The organism is Marinomonas sp. A3A, from assembly GCF_018336955.1.
GTDB lineage: Bacteria > Pseudomonadota > Gammaproteobacteria > Pseudomonadales > Marinomonadaceae > Marinomonas > Marinomonas lutimaris.
In genome coordinates this window covers 1,026,055-1,048,600 of record NZ_CP025532.1, presented here as the reverse complement: position 1 = coordinate 1,048,600, position 22,546 = coordinate 1,026,055, and the positions used below count along the sequence as shown (strand labels likewise).

The window sequence follows — 22,546 nt, the reverse complement described above, 5'->3', positions numbered from 1 at the left end:
AGGAGTAAAGCAGCGTAGCGACCGCAGAACAGCCGCCAAGCCACCTATTCACAATAGATGATTACAACTCAAAGAAAAAGTGTAGAACATAAAATGACAAAATAGACTCTTTTCTTACATATTTATAAAACGATCCGTATCAATCCTTGGTCACGTCATAGCCATACACTACATCTAACTTAGACTGGATAACATCAGGAACAAAACGACCCGCGGCTTGAAGCGCTTTTAATTTCATTTTGCCCAGTACACCACCGTGCATATGATATAAGCCAGCATTGGCTTTAGACATTTGCTGAATTTTCGTCGCCCGAGGTTTACGCACTTGCTCGTATTTCAGTAAAGCATCGCTCAAAGTATGACGAGACAAATACTTAGCTAAAACAAAAGCATCTTCAATCGCCATTGCGGCGCCTTGCGCCATAAAAGGCAACATGGGGTGGCAAGCATCACCCAATAAAACTACTCGACCGTCGTACCAGGTAGGCAGTTCATTGCGGCCATTCAACGCCCATAAAAATGTACTGCTCGCGGACTTTATTAACTCACTTACTTCTGGGTGCCAATCTGCAAAAGCACGTTTTAACTCGTCGACATCGCCTTCTTCACGCCATGACTCAGATTGCCAATCACTGCGTTCTTCAACGGCAACAAAGTTCACATAATCGCCGCCGCGTAAATAATAGCTCACAAAATGTCGACCAGGTCCCGCCCAAACACACGCATCTGGTTTAATATTCACGATCAGATCACTAACTGGAATCACGCCACGCCATGCGACTTGTCCCATGAAGTTTGGGCGCTCTTGCCCTAGCATTTGCTCTCGTACTTTTGAACGAATGCCATCCGCACCGATCAGTAAGTCAGCACTAAATTCACCACCATCTTCGAGCAACAAACAGACTTGATTAAGCTCAGTATTTTCGCGATAACCAGTCACTACCGCATTTAATACCAATTCGACACCCGCCTTTGCACAGGCTGCAGCCAAAACCTGATGCAAATCCGCACGATGCAGATGCCAATAAGGCGCACCATAGCGAACTTCAGCTTGCTCACCCAAAGAGGATTTAAGGTAGTACTCACCGCTTTTATAATCTCGAATCGCGGCGTATTGGGGAACAAAAGCCAATCCGCTCAATTCAACTTCCAAACCAAGTTGTCGCAACACCTTTAAAGCATTAGGGCTAATTTGTAAGCCTGCGCCAACCTCCCCAAGACTTGCAGCTTGCTCGCACACCACGACTTGAAAGCCTTGCTTAGCCAAAGCTAACGCGACGCACAAGCCTCCAATACCTGCACCAGCAATAACAACGCGACTTACCTGATCCACTTACTTTTCCTCTTTGTTGATAATGCTTTTGCAAAACTCTAGAAGCGCCATAGTAGCGAATTTCGACTTGAATAAAACCGATCTATATCACTTCCCGGCAAATTAAAAGCCTACACATTCTTTGCAAATACTATGGCTCGATCCTTGCTTTATTCTTCAAGTAGTGCGAAAACACTAGTCACAACCTAGTTAATCAAGGTAATGATATAGCTAGGTTTAACCTTACAAAGTAAAGAAGTCTCCCCGATGTGGGGCGGATGCACAAGAAAAGCGCACGTAAGTGTGCAGGTTTAAGGCACCCACCTCCGGCTTGATAAAGAGAACGAGGTATACATGGAAAAACTAACCAGCCATTATCAGTCATCTGATTTTTTTGACGAGTTAATAGATGACAAAGGCGCCCCAAGATCTCCAGCAAAACAACTCTTGGGATATTTAGACAGTCTCTCTGAAGACGAGCTAGAAAAGAGGCGCCTCACCGCAGAAGCAACGATACAAGAGATGGGCATCAGCTTCACGGTCTACACAGAGGAAGGTAATATAGACAGAGCATGGCCCTTCGATATTGTCCCCCGAACCATAGAAGCCTCAGACTGGAAAATAGCTGAAGCAGGATTAAAACAACGACTCACCGCTCTTAACCTTTTCATCAACGACCTCTACCACGACCAAAACGTCATCAAAGACGGCATCATCCCAGAACACATCATCAAAGATTCCAAAAATTTTAGACCAGAATGCGTTGGCGTATCACCAGCCTACGGCGTATGGGCGCATATTTGTGGTACCGATCTAGTACGAGATGAAAATGGCGACTTCTTTGTTTTAGAAGATAATCTACGCGTACCTTCTGGTGTGTCTTACATGCTGGAAAACCGAGCCATTACAAAGCGAGTTCTTCCTGAACTGTTTGAAAACGAATCCATCTTGCCGATCGATTCTTATACCTCGCAATTATTTGATACCTTGGCATCTTTATCACCAAGAGACATAGAAAATCCTGAGATCGTGGTATTAACACCTGGTATTTATAATTCCGCTTATTTTGAACACGCCTTTTTGGCGCAACAAATGGGCGCAGAATTAGTAGAAGGCAGCGATTTATTTGTCGACAGCGACGACTGTGTTTACATGAAAACCATCGATGGGCCTGAGCGCGTAGATGTAATCTATCGTCGTATTGACGATTTATTCATCGACCCAGAAGCCTTTGATCCAGAATCTGTCCTAGGCGTTGCAGGTCTCATGCGCGCATGGCGAGCAGGGAATGTTGCACTGGCAAACGCGCCGGGGGCTGGTGTTGCCGATGACAAAGTGGTTTACGCTTATGTGCCAGATATTATTCGTTATTACTTGAACGAAGAGCCGATTCTTAACAACGTCCAGACCTTCTTGTGCGATGACCCAGAGCAACGCGCCTACGTACTCGCCAACCTAGACAAACTAGTGGTTAAACCGGCCAACGAATCGGGCGGTTACGGTATGTTAGTTGGTCCCCACTCGACCAAAAAAGAACAAGCATTGTTTGCTGAGCTAATCACTAAAAACCCGCGTAACTACATTGCTCAACCAACGTTGAAATTATCCACCGCACCAACGCTTATATCCAAAGGTGTCTTAGAACCTCGTCACCTTGACCTTCGTCCATTCATCTTGCAAGCGAAGGAAACCTACGTCACCACAGGCGGCTTAACTCGCGTGGCCATGAAAAAAGGCTCCTTGGTCGTTAATTCGTCACAAGGTGGTGGTAGTAAAGACACTTGGATTGTTGAAACAAAGGGGCAGTAATCATGTTATCTAGAGTCGCAGAACGCTTATATTGGAGCGCACGGTATTTGGAACGCGTTGAAAACACAGCCCGCTTGGTCAGTGTTTATGACGACCTATTGTTCGACCTACCGAAAGATATCGAAGTATCTTGGTATAACCTAATCGAGATACTCAGTGGCGAAGAAATTTTCGAACAACGCTACAAAGTAAAAGACGAACGCAACGTAGTGAAATTTCTTTTAGCTGACGACACAAATGCAAGCTCAATGTTGTCGTCATTGAAAATGGTGCGAGAAAATATCCGCACCACTCGTGATGCGGTTCCCAAAGAAACATGGGAGCTGATAAACGAGCTGGATCTATACGCACAACAGAACATCAAGCAAGGCATCAACCGCTCAGGTCGCCATGACTTTTTGAACACGATCATTGAGGGGTGTCAAAAAATCATTGGTCTATTTGCCGGAGCCATGAGGCGTGATTCTGGCTGGCATTTCCTCATTATGGGACGCTATTTAGAACGTGCCGATATGGGAACGCGTATTCTTGATGCCGCGGTATCATTGATGCTGCAATCTGATCCAGAAACAAGAATTCAACTTGGCCAAGTGACTTGGTCAAAAGTATTAAAATCGCAAAGTGCGTATTTGGATTATCGTCGCACCGTAAGAACCTCTATTAACGGTGCAAAAGCGACGACGTTCTTGATGAATGACCCTTGCTTCCCACGATCTCTAGCTTACTGCTTAGGTCAAATAGGTGAAGCGGCGACAAAATTACCACGCGCTGGTTTAATTACCGCTAAGGTAGATAAACTTTTAGAATTTGATTACCCAATCAATAGTTCAGAAGATTTGGATGAAGACTTTCACAACCATCTCAATGATATACAGATTGCTATTATCGAAATAAATCACCAGATCACCGAAAACTGGTTTCATTTTCGGCAAGGAGACGCTGCATGACCATTAGAGTCGCAATACAGCACAAGACCACTTACGAGTTTGACCGTTTTATTAACGTAGCTCCTCACGTTTTAAGACTGCAACCGGCTGCGCACTCACGCACAAAAATTCATGCTTACTCGCTTAAAGTCTTGCCTGAAACGCATTTTATCAATGTACAACAAGATCCGTTTGGCAACTTCCAGACGCGCTTAGTGTTTCCTGAAAAAACCAACAAACTCGAGTTTTACGTGGAAGTTATCGCCGATATGACGGTGATCAACCCATTCGATTTCTTCGTTGAAAGCTACGCGGAAGAATATCCATTTGCCTACGATAAAGCACTTAAGAAAGAGCTCGATCCTTACTTACAAGTAACCGAATCTTGCCCGTTATTAGATAAATGGTTATCAACAGTTGATCGTAAAAATACGCCGATTAACGACTTCCTTGTAGCGATCAATAGTCGCTTAGCAGCAGACATCGGCTACGGCATTCGTTTAGAGCCAGGCGTTCAGACTTGTGAAGAAACCCTGACCCTGAAAAAAGGTTCTTGCCGTGATACTTCTTGGTTATTAGTTCAAATACTACGTAGCCTCGGTTTGGCAGCACGCTTTGCGTCTGGTTACCTTGTTCAGCTAACCTCTGACGTGAAAGCCCTCGACGGTCCATCTGGCCCTGAAGAAGATTTCACCGATTTACACGCATGGTGTGAAGTGTTTTTACCCGGCGCAGGTTGGGTTGGATTAGACCCAACTTCAGGTTTGTTCGCTGGCGAAGGTCACATCCCTCTCGCTTGTACACCTGAGCCAGCTTCAGCAGCACCGATTACTGGCTTTGTTGACGAATGTGAATGTGAGTTTAGCTACAGCAACATAGTTACTCGTATCCATGAAGATCCACGTGTGACCAAACCCTATGCCGAAGGCGAATGGGACACCATCAAAGCTCTTGGCTTTGCGGTCGATAAACAGCTTGAAGATGGCGATGTTCGTCTGACAATGGGTGGAGAACCGACCTTTGTCTCCATCGATGACATGGATTCAGAACAGTGGAATACCGGCGCGTTGGGCGCAGAAAAGCTCAAACTAGCCAAAGACCTGCTGATTAAAATGAAGCAAGAATTCGGTGCTAACGGCCTACTTCATTATGGCCAAGGCAAATGGTATCCGGGTGAAGAAGTACCGCGTTGGGCACTGGGTTGTTTTTGGCGTACTGACGGCGAAGCCTTGTGGAATGATCCAAAGTATTTGGCTCGTGTAGACAAAGACTACAAACACACCATCAAAGACGCCCAAGCGTTTGGCGAATTGTTGTGTGAAAAACTCGCCTTGGATAAGCAATACCTTCAAAGCACCTACGAAGACACGCTGTATTATTTATGGATGGAACAATCCCTTCCTGCTGATGCCGATCCAACCAAAGCCGATTTAAAAGACGATTTAGAACGCCGTCGCCTAGCAAAACTACTCAGCCGTGGTTTAAGCACCACAACTGGCTTCGTCTTGCCGTTAGAATTCGATACGGTAAATAATCGTTGGAACAGCTCCCTTTGGCCAATGCGCAGTGACGTTATCACCTTAATTCCAGGCGACAGCCCAATGGGTTATCGTTTACCACTGAATTCTTTACCAGCACAAGCTGAAGAAGATCGTATCCCTGAGCGTGACCCGTTTGATCCTCGCCAACCTTTGGCGAACAAAAAAGACAACTCGGTATTAGAAAGCGTTGCCAAGCAGCATTTCGCTAAGAAACCAGCTGCAACGCCTGCTTTAGCGCCAGAAAAAACGCTGAAAAACGTCATTCGCACTACTTTGTGTATTGAACCACGAGATGGCCGCTTGCATGTATTCATGCCACCAATGACACACCTTGAGCATTTTGTAGATGTTCTTGAGCAGCTTGAGGCGGTTGCGAAAACGCTTGAGACACCTATCGTTGTCGAAGGTTATGAGCCTCCAAAAGATCCGCGCTTGCAAAAGTTCCTGATCACACCAGATCCAGGTGTTATCGAGGTGAACATTCATCCTGCCGCGAGCTGGAAAGAACTGGTTCACAATACCGAGACCTTATATCACCAAGCCTATCTTTCACGCCTTGGCGCCGAAAAATTCATGCTTGATGGTCGCCATACTGGTACTGGTGGTGGTAATCACGTGACACTGGGTGGTCGCACACCAGCAGACAGTCCGCTGTTGCGTCGCCCTGAGTTGTTACAGAGTTTAGTCACCTTCTGGCAGCATCATCCAGGCTTGTCTTATCTTTTCTCTGGCATGTTCATTGGCCCAACTAGCCAAGCACCTCGCCCAGACGAAGGACGAGATGAAGCTCTGTATGAAATGGAAATTGCTTTCCAAAATATGCCTGAAGGCTTTGTTGAAGAACCTTGGTTAGTTGACCGCTTAATGCGTAACTTACTGGTCGATATCACAGGTAACACCCATCGCTCTGAGTTCTGCATAGATAAGCTCTACGCTGCCGGTAGCGCCAGTGGTCGCCAAGGTCTATTGGAATTCCGTGGTTTTGAAATGCCGCCACATCCGCATATGTCGCTCGTACAAATGCTGCTGTTGCGCTGTCTCGTGGCCCGTTTCTGGAAAGAACCGTACAAAAAGCCTTTAGTTCGTTGGGGCACCAGCTTGCACGATAAATTCATGCTGCCGCATTTCGTTTGGCAAGACGTGAAAGAAGTGGTCGAAGATCTTCAGCGCCATGGTTTCCCATTCAAACTAGAATGGTTAGCTCCGTTTGAAGAGTTCCGTTTCCCGCATTATGGCCGTCAAAAAATCGATGACATGGAAATCGAGCTTCGTTGGGCGATTGAACCTTGGCACGTTCTAGGCGAAGAAATCACCGGGTCGGGCACTGCTCGCTATGTAGATTCTTCTGTCGAACGTTTGCAGGTAAAACTATCTGGCTTAACCGATGGACGTTATGTGCTTAGCTGTAATGGCCGTCGTGTGCCGATTCGATCTACAGGTCGCAAAGGCGAATATGTTGGCGCAGTTCGCTATAAAGCTTGGGCGCCACCATCAGCCTTGCACCCAACATTGGGGACCGATACGCCACTAATATTTGATTTGATCGATACTTGGAATGGCTTATCTGTTGGCGGTTGTACTTATCATGTGTCTCATCCAGGTGGACGAACGTATGACAATGTACCGGTCAATAGCAATGAAGCGGAAGCACGCCGTGTTAACCGTTTTTGGGATCATGGCTTTACTCAAGGCACGCTATCTCCACCGCCAGCCTTCAGTGCATTGCGCTCTTTTTACCCAAATGGAGACGAGCCTCGCGCTATGTCGCCACCAGCAGAAGAGCCAATGAATGAATATCCGCATACATTAGATCTAAGGAAGCAGTATAATGTTCTCTAATAATTAATTTTTTTAGGCTCAAGCACATTATGCAACTTCAAACAGGTACTTTTATAACGTCGGTAATAGATGAAAAACCGACGTTATCTTCCGCCTATGATAAACCGATAAATGCTTATGATGAGGCCTTCACGGAAGATCGCCAACCGCGCGCACATTGGGAAGACCTTTTGCGCAACATGAGCAATCTCTCAAACGAAGAAATGCTAGACCGACAACGTCGTGCTCAGCGCATCCTTCGTGAAGACGGAGCTACCTATAATTTAACCAGTGACCCACTCACACCAAGTGTGTGGTCGCTGGATCTTATTCCCAACATTATTCCAACCAATGAATGGCTTGCCATCGAACAAGGCTTAGCTCAGCGCTCAAACTTATTCGATCTAATCTTAAAAGATCTATATGGTCCACAAGAATTACTGAAAAACGGCATTATTCCATCTGAAATTATTTTTAGTCACCCAGGATTTTTACGTCAATGCCACGGTGTGATGGTTCCCGGCGCACATCAACTGTTACACCATGCTGTGGATCTAGTTCGTGATCATACTGGCCAATTCCAAGTCATTGGCGATCGTACCCAAGCACCAAATGGTGCAGGCTACGCATTGGAAAACCGCACAGTGGTATCACGTGTTATTCCAAACAGTTTCCGAGATAGCCAAGTGCGTCGTCTTGCAGGATTTTTCCAATCCTTCAAAAATATGCTGTCTTCTCTTGCCAGCCAATGGACGGATACGCCACGTATCGTCATGCTGTCTCCTGGCGCCTACAGCAGCACATATTTCGAACAAGCTTACTTATCAAACTATCTTGGCTTTCCATTAGTTCAAGGCAGTGACTTAACAGTGCGTAATGGCGCGGTATGGATGAAGTCCCTAAACGGTTTGGCTCGAGTCGATGTCATTCTTCGTCGAGTCGATGACGCCTACTGCGATCAAGCCGAACTAAGAGCCGATTCTTTCCTTGGTGTTCCAGGTTTATTGGAAGTAGTACGAGCAGGTAACGTTGTGCTGGCCAACCCATTGGGCAGCGGCATTTTAGAAGCGCCAGCGTTAGTTAAGTTTCTGCCAGCCATTAGCGAGTTTTTGACTGGCGAACAGCTCACCTTACCATCGGTAACAACTTGGTGGTGTGGCGATAAAGACGACTTCAACTATGTTGTCGCCAATATTAATAACCTAATTATCAAGCCTGCGATTCGTAGCCATAGCAGCAACAGCATTTATGGCCACACACTGAGCGAAAAGCAAAAGCTCAACACCATAGAAAAAATCAAAAAAGCCCCTCACCTTTATGCGGCGCAAAGCTATGTACCAGGATCAATGTCGCCTATTTGGTTGGACGGAAAGATACAAGCTAGACCAAGCCTATTACGAGCTTTTACCCTTGCTGGCCCAACAGATTACATAGTCATGCCCGGCGGTTTATCTCGTGCTGGCGAATCGCCAAAAGACACTATTGTTACCAATATGTCTATTTCAAAGAGTAAAGACACTTGGATCATCGCCGCAGAACCTGAAACACACACCACCTTGCTCAATGATCAAGTCTTGTTACAAGACGAAGCCTTACAATCAAACTTGCCAAGCCGAGTGGTAGAAAACTTATTTTGGATGGGGCGCTATGCAGAACGCGCAGAAATAAGTATGCGCTTGCTACGTACCATTTTTAAACAAATGAATGGCATTGATCCACTGCCAGAAGAAAGCCGTCGCATGCTACTTGAAATGGCCTCTACACAAACGGGCTGCTTACCTGGCTTTATGGAAGCGGATGAAAAGCTGCTAGCCAACCCAGAAGCTGAACTCGTTTCTATCATCACGGATGGCAGTCGAGCAGGATCGGTCAAAGCCAATCTGCAAGCCATGTTAAGTTGTGGCGAGCAAGTCAAAGAAATGCTTTCGGCCGATACTCGTATCATCATCAATGAGCTTCGTGACCACATTCATGAGCTAGACCGTGCCTATACCAATGGCTTGCCTTCAGCGCCGGAAGAATCGCTAGACAGCCTAGTTACTTCCTTATTGGCACTGTCCGGTTTGAATCATGAAAGTATGCTACGTGGACTTGACTGGACGTTTCAAGAAATTGGCCGCCGTACTGAACGAGCATTGCAAACAGCAACCTTGCTACGTTCCGCGCTAACCAAACCACTGCCATCAGGACCACAGCAGCAAATTCTAGAATCTGTTTTATTGAGTGTAGAAGCCCTTATTTCTTTCCGTCGTCGCTATCGTAATCGTGTTCGTGTGGCTTACGGATTGGATCTATTGATGATTGATGGCACCAATCCACGCTCTTTACTTTATCAAGTAGAACAACTGCGCAAATACATCAGAGAACTGCCTAGAAATGAGACAACAACAGCTGGCCTAAGCCCTGAAAATAAAATCATTTTAAAATCGCTAAATGATATTCAACTTGCCGATTTGGAGGAGCTCGCCCAAATCGATCCAGAGAGCCAAAGCCGTCTAAAACTAGAGCAACTCATGACCGAGCTTTTAGATCAACTGGAACAATTCACCGTTCTCATTAGCGATAAGTATTTTGATCATACCGCTGGCCCGCAGTCATTAACTGAAGCCATCAGAGGAACAAGTATATGAGATACCGCGTTCGTCATATAACGGAATATACCTATGGGGCACCCGTGAGCTTGTGTTACAACATGGCTCATTTGTTGCCACGAGACACACGCAATCAACGCTGCTTAAATCAAAAAGTACAAATTAATCCACCACCAGTTTATCAAAACGATGGCGAAGATTATTTTGGTAATCAGACGTTTTATTTTTCTATTCAAGAAGCACATAAAAAGCTGGTTATCGATGTCACTACTGACTTCGAAATTTCGCCATTGGACGTACTGCAATGGCAAATGCAAAGCACACTGACTTGCGGTCAATTGCGTACGCAATTAAGCAATCCAAATACCCCTGAACTACGCATGGCAAAAGAGTATTTACTGGATTCACCGCAAATTCGCTGCTCAGAAGATTTAAAAGCCTACGCGCTAAGCACGTTTGCAGATGACAAACCGGTCTTGCAAGCCGCACTGGCTTTCACCCATAAGATCTTCACCGAGTTCAAATTTGACCCAACAACGACAACCGTTGCGACGCCGCTTGAACAAGTACTTAAACAGCGCAGCGGTGTATGTCAGGACTTCGCTCATTTAGCCATTGGCTGCTTGCGCTCGGTAGGCATTCCAGCTCGTTACATGAGCGGCTATCTGGAAACCTTGCCACCACCAGGACAAGAAAAATTAGTTGGTGCTGATGCTTCCCACGCTTGGTTCGCGGTTTTTATCCCTGAATTGGGCTGGGTGGAATTCGATCCAACTAATGACTTAATGCCAAGCGACCAGCATATCGTCACGGCATGGGGTCGAGATTATGCCGATGTCACACCTCTTCAAGGCGTTATCTTTGAGGGTGGCGGTTCTCAGCAGCTTGCCGTGTCAGTGGATGTAAAACGAGTCTAACGAAAAAACTAGGGCAGATACGAATAAGTCTTTGCTCGACATAGTTTGCTCGACGCAGTAAGTCGATGCAAAGACGCTTTTACTGCACTTTTTAATGAGATTTAAGCCAGTGCAATTATCGTACAAAAGCCATACTACATAGCATGTAGAGCCGATATAAGGTAAGCTTCGCGAAATTCTTGCATAACCTGACCTTTCAGCTTTGCACCTGCCTTTATAAAACATGAGAACATCTATGAGTTTCAACAAACTTGGGCTTTCTGCCCCCATCCTAAAAGCCATTGAAGATCAAGGCTATACTGAGCCGTCTGCAATTCAAGCTCAGGCAATACCCGCCATTCTTGAAGGCCAAGATGTGATGGCCGCAGCCCAAACAGGGACAGGCAAAACAGCCGGTTTTACCTTACCCTTGCTTGAAATTCTAAGTAAAGGCGAAAACGCACAAAGCAATCAAGTTCGCGCTTTGGTATTAACGCCAACTCGTGAATTGGCAGCGCAAGTCGCAGAAAGCGTCAAAAATTACGGTCAGCATCTATCGCTTAAATCAACCGTGGTATTTGGTGGCGTTAAAATCAATCCGCAAATGATGGCACTACGTCGCGGCGCAGATATTTTGATCGCAACGCCTGGCCGCATGATGGATTTATACAATCAAAAAGCGGTACGTTTCGATAAGCTAGAAATCCTAGTATTAGACGAAGCAGATCGCATGTTGGACATGGGCTTTATCCATGACATCAAAAAAATCCTCGCGATTTTGCCGAAGAAACGTCAGAACCTATTGTTCTCTGCGACCTTCTCTCCAGAAATCCGCCAGCTTGCAAAAGGCTTGGTAAACAACCCAGTCGAGATTTCCGTTACGCCGCGTAATGCGACAGCGGTCTCTGTAGAACAGTGGTTACATCCAGTCGACAAGAAACGCAAAACTGAGTTGTTAATTCAACTTATCGCTGATGGTCGCTGGGATCAGGCATTGGTTTTTTCTCGCACTAAACACGGTGCCAATAAGATCACCAAACAATTAGAAGATGCTGGCATTCGTGCTAGCGCCATTCACGGCAACAAAAGCCAAGGCGCACGTACTCGCGCTCTATCAGACTTTAAAGAAGGCCGTATTCGTATTCTTGTCGCGACAGACATCGCGGCACGTGGATTGGACATTGAACAGCTGCCTCACGTAGTCAACTTTGACTTACCAGATGTAGCAGAAGATTACGTTCACCGTATCGGTCGTACTGGCCGCGCTGGCGCAACTGGCAAAGCCATTTCATTGGTCGCTGCCGACGAGCTAGACCAATTACGTGCTATCGAGCGTTTGACTCAGAAGCTAATTGAACGTCGCTACGAAGATGATTTCATGCCAACGCACATGTTGCCTGATACCACTCTAGATACACGTCCAATCAAGCCTAACAAGCCGAAAAAACCGAAAGCACCACGTGATCAACAGGGTGCAGCAAGACAAGGCAATGGCGCAAAACAAGGTGGTAATCCAGCGAAACAAGGCAATGCGCCTAAGTCTGGCAATCGTCGCCCTAGCGCACCAAAAGCAGAAATGACACCAGGCCAAGGTTTACGTAGCAAGCCTTTAGCGCCAGCGCGTCGTAACCGTAAACCAGATTAATTCTCACCAACTAATCTGCTAGAATAAATAAAGCCACAGTGAGACTATCTCACTGTGGCTTTGCTTTATCTAAAAGACTATTTGAAACTCAACAACATCAAGGACGTGTCATGGGAATAATCATTCTCCCTCTTTTTTTATTTTGGGTAATCTGCTTTCTTTTCTCGCTTCGAATCGGCTATGTCTTATTGAAAGAAGAGAAACTGTTTGTCTATAAAATACTACCAACGCTAGCCGCCATTCTTCTCGCCATCATGTATATGAAGCACTCTATCAATCAGTTTGAAAGTAGTGAGTCGCTCTGGGCATTTGAAATAATATTTTTCTTCTTATTTAACCTTGATGCTGCACTGCTATATTTAGCCGCATTTTTAGCCTATTTCATCCTCAAGAAACGCATTAAAAACCCATCAATTAAATCTCTCATTTTCATCATCGCGCTCTCTATTTCATTAGGCACCTTGCTTGGTTCATTTAGTAGTGAGAGCTTTATGGAAGAACACAACATCGAACAAACACACTGAAAAAAACACAAATAAGCACTAAATATTAAAACGATAGGATCAGATCATGGGATTAATTTTAGGACCACTTTTACTGCTTTGGATTATTGCGGCTGGATTTTCAATTTATATGGGAAATACGCTATTAAATGATTACCAAATATTTCAAGCATACATGATTGCCATAGGGACTACTGTTTCATATGTTTTACTCAATTTGATCATTAGATACGGAAACAAAAAAGAGCTTTGGATTTTCGAAATTCCCTTCTTTTTCACGACCAACAAAATTAGCTTGTTTCTATATGGTGCATCTATATTCTTTTACGTTTGGGGAGATGCCTTAAAGGCCCAAGAATATGGCAATGAAATGATATTTGTCTTAAATTTCACTATTTCCTTTAGCGCGATTATAGGCACATTTAGTAATGATGTTTTCATGAAGACCTTCGAGATAAAACGCACTCATTAGATCAAAAAAGACATCAAACTCTCAGTATGAAAGTTTGATGTCTTTCCTAGCTAACTCAATTTATACGAGCTAATCTCTTTCAGTACATTTTCAAAACGCTGCTTAGCTTGCGCTGATCCTTCATCGGTTTTATTAACCATATCCAGAATTCGTTCCGAACGTTCGCTGACATTCTGAATATTCTTATTAATTTCTTCAGACACTTGAGATTGTTCTTCTGACGCGGTAGCAACTCGTTCTATGGTTTGCGCTAGCTTCTCAATAGCATCAAACAAGCCTTGCATCATGGTGACATTCTCAGTCACCACATTCGAAGTTTGCGTCGCCATGCTGGCACATTTATCCATGGATTGTAGAGCGCTCTTACCTGCCCCCACCAAGGCTTCGATCATTGAACGAATCTCTTCGGTCGAATTTTGTGTACGCTGAGCAAGCGTTCTCACTTCATCCGCCACTACCGCAAAACCTCGCCCTTGTTCTCCTGCACGAGCCGCTTCTATCGCTGCGTTTAATGCCAATAAATTAGTCTGTTCAGCGATAGATTCAATGGTTTGTAAGATGCTGCTAATTTGCTCCGTATGACCAGTAACCGACTGCACCACTTTATATCCGCCATCCACTTCCAAAGATAAATTAGCGATGGATTGTAGAATAGTCTGCATCCGCGCTGAGCCTTGAGTGCTTTGCTCACGAATGCTATCAGTCGCTTCAGCTGAAGCTAGCATATCTTGAGAAATCGTATTGCTCGTTAGAGACATCTCCTCCACTGCCGACGCCATAAGATCAGTCTGATTAAACTGGTCCTTGGTTTCCTGTAACGCATTTCTCGAATAGCCACTCAGCACATTCATACTTTCTTTAGATTCAGATGCCATATCAACCATCAAATGGAAAGACTCACTCAAATGATCTAAATGAACATTTAAGTATTGGATGATCTCACCCAACTCATCATGTGATGTATTTTCAATTCTGCCGACCAAATTACGATCTGTAGAGACATTGGATAAGGTCTGGCTAATCCGTTCGACACGCTTAGAAAGAGATCGAGTAAGAGAAAATGCTAACCAAATAACAGGAGTAATTAATAAAATAAAACCAATAATCAAGCCATTACGATAAAGCTCGCTACGTGAGGTTAACGATGAACTAAGAATATTAATTTCAGAGCTAATTTTATCCGCAACACCTTTTATCAAGCCTATCTTTGCTGTGGCAAGTGCAAACCAATCAGCAGGGCCATTCACAGAAGAAACATCTTTTGTCGCTAAAAAATCATTCGTAGCTTGGGTAACCGCCTTCCATTTATCATCTTTCATAGCGGCATTCAGCAACGCCTCTTCTTTATCTGACGCCGTCACAATAAAGTGCTCTAGCTGATGATGCTCATCTTCAATAAAGGCCGCTATTTGTGACTGACGTTTTAACGTTGTAGATTTAGCCGCATATACGCCATTTAGAGCCCCACGGTACTGACCTGCTCGCTCTTTCATCCATAATAAACTTAAACGGGCTTCCAGTGCTTTGGCAATATCTCGATTTCTGATATCCAAAATAACACGCTGAATAGAGTTTAACGCTTGGCGGTTTACCTCAGAGTAAAAGTCAAAAGCCCCATTATCAGCCGCCAAAGCATCGACTTTTTGGCGAACCTGATTTTTATCTTTCAGCATGTTTAAAACAGGAGTTCGTAAACGATTCAAACGCTCAGAAGTAAGCACCTCAAAAGCGCTATCATCTATATTTTTAAGCGCTGCCTCTGCATTGTCGGCTAACTTGCGCTGCGCCAATAAAGTATCTTTTCCGTTGCTGCCTTTACTACCTAAATAACCCGCACTTAAACCACGCTCAACCGCAAAATTGTGAGCCACTCCATCTAAAATAGACGATAACTTCACCATGTCTTCGGCGATACGACCTTCATGAACACGTTCATTTAAATCTTTGACTAAAAAAACCACAATAATAATGGCAAACAGCGATGGTAAAATACCAACAATGGCGACCGAATGGGATACTTTGAGATTTGAAAATAAGGACACACGCCTCTCCTTGTCGTTGTTATTAAGCAAGCTTAGATTAATTCAAGCACTTTGCATGCCTAATACTCAAATTTTCTATTTGAAAATTAATTACTCATAAAAAGCGTGGTATATAAACAAAAAAACCACCCGAAGGTGGTTTTAAAATAAAAGCAATCAAACTGCTTTGCTATTAACTGTTTCTCAGCTCGGCTTCTGGCACTTCATCTTGTTCAAACACACTCGAATCAGTATGACCAAGCCACTTCGACGTAATACTACCGGCTGTCATTGCACCATTTACGTTCACAGCGGTACGACCCATATCGATCAGAGGTTCGATAGAAATCAACAAGCCTGCCAACGCAACCGGCATATCTAAAGCAGACAATACGATCAAGGCCGCAAATGTCGCGCCACCACCAATGCCAGCAATACCAAATGAGCTAATGGTTACGATAGCAATCAGTGAAATAATAAAGCTCGGATCTAATGGATTAATGCCTACTGTTGGTGCAATCATCACTGCCAACATGGCGGGGTACAAACCAGCACACCCATTTTGCCCCATAGTTGCACCAAAAGAAGCAGAGAAATTGGATTCACCTTCACCGTTACCTAGACGTTTAACTTGAGTATCGATATTCAACGGAATCGTTCCCGCACTAGAGCGAGAAGTAAAAGCAAACAACAATACAGGTAGAACTTTCTTAAAGTAACGTAGCGGTGAAATGCCATTAAATGCCAATAGGCATAAATGCATCACTAAAATAAGCGCCAAACCAACATAAGACGCCACAACAAAGTTAAGCAAAGTCAAAATATCAGAGACATCTGACCCCGCAACCACCTTAGTCATCAGCGCAAGAATACCGTATGGCGTCAGGCTTAACACCATACGAACCAAGGTTCTAACGATTGATTGAGCGACATCAACAAAACGCTCAAAACTTGCCCCTAACTCTGGCTCAGTACGAGCAACGGTCACACCTGCCACGCCAACAAAGGCTGCAAAAATAACCACAGCAATGGTAGAAGTCGGACGACTTCCTGCTAAATCCGCAAAAGGGTTACCTGGGAAGAAAGAGGTAATCATATCAGCAAACGAAACATTCGCTAATCCATCTAAGCGAGTTTCCAATGCTGCACCGCGAGCCATTTCGCGAGCGCCCTGCACAATACCATCGGCCGACAAACCAAATAAGTTACTGACGAAAACACCGATCAAAGCAGAAACCGCCGTTGTCGCCAACAAGATACCAATAATACCGCCAGACATCTTGCCCAAAGAGCCCGTGTCTTTAACCTTAATAATAGCGCCAATAATAGACACTAAAATTAACGGCATAATGATCATCTTCAGCAAGCTAACATAGCCATAACCGACGATATTCACATACTCTAATGTTTCGTTAGCTTCTGTACTGCCAACACCATAGATAAATTGCAACGCAGCACCAAACGCCACACCAAGACCCAAACCAGTAAATACTTGAGTCGATAACGTCTTTTTCGCTTTTTGCAGTTTGAACAACAACGCGATTAACAAAGCGAACACCGCTAAGTTAATAATGGGATACAACATGGAGAAAAAACCTTAAAAAATAAGTCATAGAACACCGAACCCTGTTCACCTAAACATCAATCAACAAGTCAAATCGGCAAGTTAGCGCAATGTTAACAAAATGTTGACTAAATGGATAAGAAGGAAAAATGATTAACTTATATAAGAAAAACGAATAAGGAAAAAACTTGAACGAATGATAAAACAAGAAAAGTCACAAATCGTCACACTTATTCATTTGCACTAATTCACAGATTAGACTTCTATTAAAAGGCGCGTAAGTATCTAGCAAATTCGGCTTTTAACGCTTATTGCAAGGAAGTAAATAGTGACAACCCAAAAACGGATATTCAAGCGATTCTCTATCAGAATTCTTGTTGCCAATATGTTTCTTTTGGCAATCGTCATTACCGCAGGTATTGCTATTTCTCTGCAATACAACGCCAGTAAGAGAATGGCTGTCGATCACATGCTGTCAAGTATGAATCTACTTTCTGATCACATGAGCGACAGTGTTTATAGCCTGGACAGCGATGCCAAACAAACAGTCAATCTGCTTGCAGAGCTAATCAATTCTGATTTATCAAACACTAGCATCGAACGTAAAAGCAGTCTATTTGCTCAATTTCTACAAAAGCGTCCCCAGCTATACAGCCTCTATATTGGTGATAAGCAAGAAAACTTTTTTCAGCTCATTAACCTAGACTCAGCCAAAGACACAAGACAACGAATGGGGGCACAAGCGGATGATCGTTGGGCCGCGGTAGATATTTCTGGGAGTGGCGAACAGCGTTTACGCATTACCTATTATTACTCCAGTACCTTTCGCCTTAATCACCAACAAACAGAGAAGAGTAGTTTCTCCCCCACAGAGCGACCATGGTTTGCGGCATCAGAACAAAATAATATCTATACAACTCAACCCTATCTTTTTCAGCACTTACAAGTTTCTGGACAAACCTACGCAAAGAGAATCCGCAACACAGATCAAGTAATAGGCTTAGATATCCTCTTATCGTCTTTATCAGATCAACTTACTTTGTCTTCATCGAAACTTATAAATGGTCAGGAGCAAGCCTTTTTATTCAACAAAAATGGCAAAATCATTGCCTCAAATCTAACGAATAGCGACTCAGACGCATCGTCTCATCAATACCTTCAAGATTACCTTGGCATAGAGTCAAAAAAATTAATCGACATTGCCAACAACCCAAACGCAAAACAGCCAACTCTTATCGAAAAAGAAGAGAGTCGCCGATACTATGCATTTATCACTGCCATCGGCAGCGACATACTTAATCAACAATACATCACCGTCACCCTACCAAAAGACGTGTTATTTCAACAAGCAACCAAAGAAGCGCTTCACTCAACATTATTAAATGCTTTGGTAATGATAATATTATTGCCAATTATCTGGCTTTTCAGTGCGCCCATCGTGCGCCCTATTAGACAATTACAACTTGAAACAGAGAAAATCAAACAACGCCAATTTGATGATGTAGTCTTCACAGACTCGCACATTAAAGAGATATGGCAACTCTCTAACTCCTTTATATCCATGTCTCAAGATATTAAGCAGCATGAAGCCAACCAGAAAGAATTTATGGAGGCATTAATCCGCCTTATCGCAACCGCTATAGATGACAAATCGGCGCACACAGGTGGCCATTGCTACCGCGTTCCAGAACTAGGACTGATGATCTCCGAGGCCTTAGAAAAAGCAGAAGATGGCCCTTATAAAAGTTTCCAATTTGCCAATGACAATGAACGCCTAGAATTTCGCATTGCTGCTTGGTTACACGACTGTGGCAAAATCACCATGCCAGAACACATCATGGATAAGGGCTCCAAGCTGGAATGTATTTATAATCGTATTCATGAGATTCGCATGCGATTTGAAGTCTTATGGCGTGATGCAGAAATAGATTACTTACGTGCCGTGTACATTGAAAAACAAAACCCAACCGTCGCTTTAACAACATGGCAAGAAAACCAAACAAGGCTTCAAGAAGAATTTGCTTTCGTAGCCAAAGCCAACGTTGGCAGTGAATTTATGAGCGAACAAGACCGGGAAAGAATCAAAGCCATTGGCGCGCAAGAATGGACTCGAAATTTTAATAATCGCTTAGGATTATCTCCTGCAGAAGAAATGATGCTTGCCAAGCAAGAACAAGATAACAAGTTAGACAGCGACCAACCTACCACCATAGAAACACTACTGTCAGATAAACCTGAACATATCATTCCACGACATAAAAATATCAAGTTTGACGCATCTTTAGGCATAAAGATGACAATACCGGAACATCAATATAACCAAGGTGAAATCTACAATCTCACTATAAAAAGAGGCACACTCACCGAAGAAGATAGGTTTAAAATCAATGAACATATGATCAGCACAATAACCATGCTAGATAGCCTGCCGTTTCCGCCAGAACTCAGCCGAGTACCTCGTTACGCTTCAACTCACCACGAAAGAATGGACGGCCAAGGCTATCCACGAAAACTCAATGCAGAACAACTTAGTATACCCGACAGAATACTCATGATCGCCGATGTATTCGAAGCGCTTACCGCCGCAGATCGACCTTATAAAAAGGCCAAACCAATCAGTGTCGCCATCGACATCATGTTTAACATGTGCAAAGAAGGACACCTTGATCTACAGCTATTCCGCTTCTTTCTCACCAGTGGCACTTACTTAAAATACGCCGAGAAATTTTTACCAAAAGAACAGATAGATACCGTTAATATCCAACCTTATCTAGAAGAATAAATAGAAGAACGCTGTCCTCTTGCGCCACTTCGCTATATAACGCAATATATAACGCATCAATATAAATCCTATTCTCAAGCAATGTTATAAGGGTAAAGCCATGCGATTATTCAATTCACTAAGCATCATCCTATTAAGCTTCTTGATGCTTAGTCCTTCGACCTATGCCGAAGAAGTCCATGCTGCCGTCGCATCTAACTTCACCGCAGCCATGAAAGACATCGCCAAACAATACGAGGAAGAATCTGGCAACAAAGTCATTTTATCCTTCGGCTCTTCCGGTAAGTTCTTTGCTCAAATCCAAAATGGCGCACCTTTTGATGTCTTTCTATCCGCTGATCAAAACAAACCCGACGCCTTAGAAAAAGCAGGCGCCATAATCCCAAACAGTCGCTTCACCTATGCCATTGGCGCCTTGGCTTTGTGGTCGTCTAAAGCCGATTTCATCGACAACAATAACGCTCGTTTAAAAAGCGGGGATTTTAATAAACTGGCCTTAGCCAACCCAAAACTGGCGCCTTATGGTGTGGCAGCAATGGAAGTATTAAAAGGTTTAGGACTCACAGAAAAGACACGCTCAAAATGGGTAATGGGCGAAAACATCTCGCAAACCTATCAATTTGTCAGCACGGGGAATACTGACTTAGGATTCGTTGCTCTGTCACAAATAATGAGCAAAGGACACATTAAATCAGGCTCAAGCTGGATTATTCCCTCGGATCAATACAGCCCAATACGCCAAGATGCCGTGTTATTAAAAAAAGCTGAAAATAACGCCGCAGCAAAAGGCCTGATTGACTATCTACGCAGCGACACAGCCCGTAACATCATCCATTCATACGGTTATAAAACGGAATAACAGCCAATATGCTTTCTGCGTCAGACTTAGAAGCCATTTGGCTAACCTTTAAAGTAGCGACAACTGTTACTGTTATTTTACTGCTCATTGGAACCCCCATCGCTTGGTGGCTGGCACGAACCCGCTCCCGCCTAAAAGGGCCAATCAGCGCCATCGTTGCCCTACCGCTTGTGCTTCCGCCCACCGTATTAGGTTTTTATCTACTGATCGCCATGGGTCCCAATGGTTTTATTGGTCAATTGACCCAAGAATTAGGTATAGGAACACTGCCCTTTACCTTTTGGGGATTAATCGTAGCGTCAGTATTTTATTCTCTACCTTTTGTTGTACAGCCAATACAAAACGCCATAGAAGCCATTGGAGAACGACCATTAGAAGTGGCCGCCACTTTGAGAGCTGGAAGCTGGGATCGATTTTTCACCGTTGTTTTACCATTAGCAAAACCCGGCTTTATTACGGCTGCTATTTTAGGCTTTACGCACACTGTCGGCGAATTTGGCGTTGTTTTAATGATAGGCGGCAACATTCCCGGACAAACTCGCGTAGTATCCGTGCAAATTTATGACCATGTTGAAGCCTTGGAATATGATCAAGCTCACAAGCTCGCCGCCATCATGATCATCTTTTCTTTTGTGGTGTTGCTCAGCCTTTATAGCTTCCAACGAAAAAACACCCTGTGGGGAGCGAAATAGCCATGCCAACCAACAAGATTGTAGGGGAAAATACAGAACAAGGCCTACACGCCAAATTTCACTTACAGCATCCACAATCCCACTTTGCTTTAAATGTCGATCTCACGCTGCCAGACAGCGGCGTCACCGCTATCTTCGGGCAATCAGGATCAGGGAAAACGACCCTATTGCGCTGTATTGCAGGTCTAGAGCGAGCACAGCAAGGGCATTTTGTGATGAAAGGCGAAACATGGCAAAACGATAATTTTTTCCTACCGACACACAAACGGCCATTAAGCTATGTGTTTCAAGAACCTAGCCTCTTTCCCCATTTAACCGCAAAAGGCAATTTAGATTACGCCATTAAACGCAGCGGCATTCCCTTACCTGCTGGTTTATATGACCAAGTCATCGACTTAATGGGCATTGAATCCATACTAAAAAATAATTCTCAGCAGCTTTCAGGCGGTGAAAAACAACGTGTTGCCATCGCGCGCGCCTTATTGATTCAACCCAAATTATTGCTTATGGATGAACCCTTAGCCTCACTGGATAATGCGAGAAAACAAGAGATATTGCCGTATCTCGAAAAGCTGAAGTCCACACTCAACACGCCCATTTTGTATGTCAGTCATTCAGTCGAAGAAGTGATGCGCCTAGCGGATCATGTTGTACTAATGGAAGATGGCGAAGTCGCCACTCAAGGACAGGTAGAAGAGGTTTTCTCACAACTAACATCACCATTGCTGTTCAATAATGGCACAGGTGTCATCTGGCAAGGCCAGATTGTCCAACAAGATGAGAAGTGGCACTTATCAAAAGTCTCTTGTACTGGCAGTGACTTATGGATTCGTAACAACGGCGACAGTCTTGGTCAGCAGGTTCGAGTCAGAATACTCGCCACCGATGTGAGTCTAACGCTAACTTGCCATGAAGATTCCAGCATATTGAATCGACTGCTAGTCAGTGTGATCGACATTATTCCCGACCAAGACCCAGCCATGGCGTTAGTCCGCTTACAGACAGAGCAAAACACACTCATTGCAAGGCTGACCTATCGATCCGTTGATCACCTAGACTTGGTGGAAGGAAAGAGACTCTGGGCGCAAATTAAAAGCGTGGCACTGGTCAGATAA

At 44.2% G+C, this 22,546-nt stretch carries 15 protein-coding genes; 12 read left to right on the top strand and 3 right to left on the bottom strand.

What is annotated here, in order from left to right; all coding sequences use genetic code 11:
• Positions 1-139: 139 nt before the first annotated feature.
• Positions 140-1,333, bottom strand: coding sequence for an FAD-dependent monooxygenase (locus CYL31_RS04865; RefSeq protein WP_212917838.1), 1,194 nt, complete (start codon positions 1,331-1,333; stop codon positions 140-142).
• Between the two features lie 333 nt (positions 1,334-1,666).
• Between CYL31_RS04865 and CYL31_RS04860 the strand changes: the two genes are divergently transcribed.
• The 8 genes from CYL31_RS04860 (at position 1,667) to CYL31_RS04825 (ending at position 13,513) form a co-directional block, all read left to right on the top strand.
• Positions 1,667-3,121 carry a circularly permuted type 2 ATP-grasp protein gene (locus tag CYL31_RS04860; RefSeq protein WP_212917837.1) on the top strand — a complete coding sequence of 485 codons (1,455 nt, stop codon included), beginning with the start codon at positions 1,667-1,669 and terminating at the stop codon, positions 3,119-3,121.
• A gap of 2 nt (positions 3,122-3,123) precedes the next feature.
• Positions 3,124-4,068: an alpha-E domain-containing protein gene (locus CYL31_RS04855; protein WP_212917836.1), complete on the top strand. Its 945-nt coding sequence runs from the start codon at positions 3,124-3,126 to the stop codon at positions 4,066-4,068.
• Positions 4,065-7,427 carry a transglutaminase family protein gene (locus CYL31_RS04850; RefSeq protein ID WP_212917835.1) on the top strand — a complete coding sequence of 1,121 codons (3,363 nt, stop codon included), beginning with the start codon at positions 4,065-4,067 and terminating at the stop codon, positions 7,425-7,427. The genes CYL31_RS04855 and CYL31_RS04850 overlap by 4 nt, the downstream gene beginning before the upstream one ends.
• A gap of 29 nt (positions 7,428-7,456) precedes the next feature.
• Positions 7,457-10,036 carry a circularly permuted type 2 ATP-grasp protein gene (locus CYL31_RS04845; RefSeq protein ID WP_212917834.1) on the top strand — a complete coding sequence of 860 codons (2,580 nt, stop codon included), beginning with the start codon at positions 7,457-7,459 and terminating at the stop codon, positions 10,034-10,036.
• Complete coding sequence (locus CYL31_RS04840) at positions 10,033-10,914, top strand: transglutaminase family protein (RefSeq protein ID WP_212917833.1); 882 nt, start codon at positions 10,033-10,035, stop codon at positions 10,912-10,914. The genes CYL31_RS04845 and CYL31_RS04840 overlap by 4 nt, the downstream gene beginning before the upstream one ends.
• Positions 10,915-11,149: 235 nt before the next feature.
• Positions 11,150-12,538 (top strand): DEAD/DEAH box helicase, encoded by a 1,389-nt coding sequence (locus tag CYL31_RS04835; RefSeq protein ID WP_212917832.1) that lies wholly within the window; start codon positions 11,150-11,152, stop codon positions 12,536-12,538.
• A gap of 110 nt (positions 12,539-12,648) precedes the next feature.
• Complete coding sequence (locus CYL31_RS04830) at positions 12,649-13,062, top strand: hypothetical protein (protein ID WP_212917831.1); 414 nt, start codon at positions 12,649-12,651, stop codon at positions 13,060-13,062.
• A 46-nt stretch (positions 13,063-13,108) separates the two neighbouring features.
• Positions 13,109-13,513 (top strand): hypothetical protein, encoded by a 405-nt coding sequence (locus CYL31_RS04825; RefSeq protein ID WP_212917830.1) that lies wholly within the window; start codon positions 13,109-13,111, stop codon positions 13,511-13,513.
• Positions 13,514-13,563: 50 nt separating this feature from the next.
• On the opposite strand, the gene CYL31_RS04820 is transcribed toward CYL31_RS04825, so the two are convergent.
• Together CYL31_RS04820 and CYL31_RS04815 are read right to left on the bottom strand one after the other, a co-directional pair.
• Positions 13,564-15,555 carry a methyl-accepting chemotaxis protein gene (locus tag CYL31_RS04820; protein WP_212917829.1) on the bottom strand — a complete coding sequence of 664 codons (1,992 nt, stop codon included), beginning with the start codon at positions 15,553-15,555 and terminating at the stop codon, positions 13,564-13,566.
• 172 nt (positions 15,556-15,727) lie between these two features.
• Positions 15,728-17,119, bottom strand: a complete 1,392-nt coding sequence (locus CYL31_RS04815; protein WP_212917828.1) for an L-cystine transporter — start codon at positions 17,117-17,119, stop codon at positions 15,728-15,730.
• A 307-nt stretch (positions 17,120-17,426) separates the two neighbouring features.
• Here CYL31_RS04815 and CYL31_RS04810 point away from each other — a divergent pair, with 307 nt between their 5' ends.
• The 4 genes from CYL31_RS04810 to modC all read left to right on the top strand — a co-directional run bounded on the left by CYL31_RS04810 (position 17,427) and on the right by modC (position 22,546).
• Positions 17,427-19,880 carry an HD domain-containing phosphohydrolase gene (locus CYL31_RS04810; RefSeq protein ID WP_212917827.1) on the top strand — a complete coding sequence of 818 codons (2,454 nt, stop codon included), beginning with the start codon at positions 17,427-17,429 and terminating at the stop codon, positions 19,878-19,880.
• A 100-nt stretch (positions 19,881-19,980) separates the two neighbouring features.
• On the top strand, positions 19,981-20,739 hold the full coding sequence (gene modA / locus CYL31_RS04805) for a molybdate ABC transporter substrate-binding protein (protein WP_212917826.1): 759 nt from the start codon (positions 19,981-19,983) through the stop codon (positions 20,737-20,739).
• Positions 20,740-20,747: 8 nt separating this feature from the next.
• Positions 20,748-21,431 carry a molybdate ABC transporter permease subunit gene (modB, locus tag CYL31_RS04800; protein ID WP_114412330.1) on the top strand — a complete coding sequence of 228 codons (684 nt, stop codon included), beginning with the start codon at positions 20,748-20,750 and terminating at the stop codon, positions 21,429-21,431.
• 2 nt (positions 21,432-21,433) lie between these two features.
• Positions 21,434-22,546, top strand: coding sequence for a molybdenum ABC transporter ATP-binding protein (modC, locus tag CYL31_RS04795; protein WP_212917825.1), 1,113 nt, complete (start codon positions 21,434-21,436; stop codon positions 22,544-22,546).

Bases quoted from the DNA above. Each gene is read 5' to 3' on its own strand.
- CYL31_RS04815 (WP_212917828.1), bottom strand. From the start codon at position 17,119: ATGTTGTATCCCATTATTAACTTAGCGGTGTTCGCTTTGTTAATCGCG.
- modA (WP_212917826.1), top strand. From the start codon at position 19,981: ATGCGATTATTCAATTCACTAAGCATCATCCTATTAAGCTTCTTGATG.
- CYL31_RS04830 (WP_212917831.1), top strand. From the start codon at position 12,649: ATGGGAATAATCATTCTCCCTCTTTTTTTATTTTGGGTAATCTGCTTT.
- CYL31_RS04835 (WP_212917832.1), top strand. From the start codon at position 11,150: ATGAGTTTCAACAAACTTGGGCTTTCTGCCCCCATCCTAAAAGCCATT.
- modC (WP_212917825.1), top strand. From the start codon at position 21,434: ATGCCAACCAACAAGATTGTAGGGGAAAATACAGAACAAGGCCTACAC.
- CYL31_RS04850 (WP_212917835.1), top strand. From the start codon at position 4,065: ATGACCATTAGAGTCGCAATACAGCACAAGACCACTTACGAGTTTGAC.
- CYL31_RS04840 (WP_212917833.1), top strand. From the start codon at position 10,033: ATGAGATACCGCGTTCGTCATATAACGGAATATACCTATGGGGCACCC.
- CYL31_RS04825 (WP_212917830.1), top strand. From the start codon at position 13,109: ATGGGATTAATTTTAGGACCACTTTTACTGCTTTGGATTATTGCGGCT.
- modB (WP_114412330.1), top strand. From the start codon at position 20,748: ATGCTTTCTGCGTCAGACTTAGAAGCCATTTGGCTAACCTTTAAAGTA.
- CYL31_RS04855 (WP_212917836.1), top strand. From the start codon at position 3,124: ATGTTATCTAGAGTCGCAGAACGCTTATATTGGAGCGCACGGTATTTG.
- CYL31_RS04845 (WP_212917834.1), top strand. From the start codon at position 7,457: ATGCAACTTCAAACAGGTACTTTTATAACGTCGGTAATAGATGAAAAA.
- CYL31_RS04860 (WP_212917837.1), top strand. From the start codon at position 1,667: ATGGAAAAACTAACCAGCCATTATCAGTCATCTGATTTTTTTGACGAG.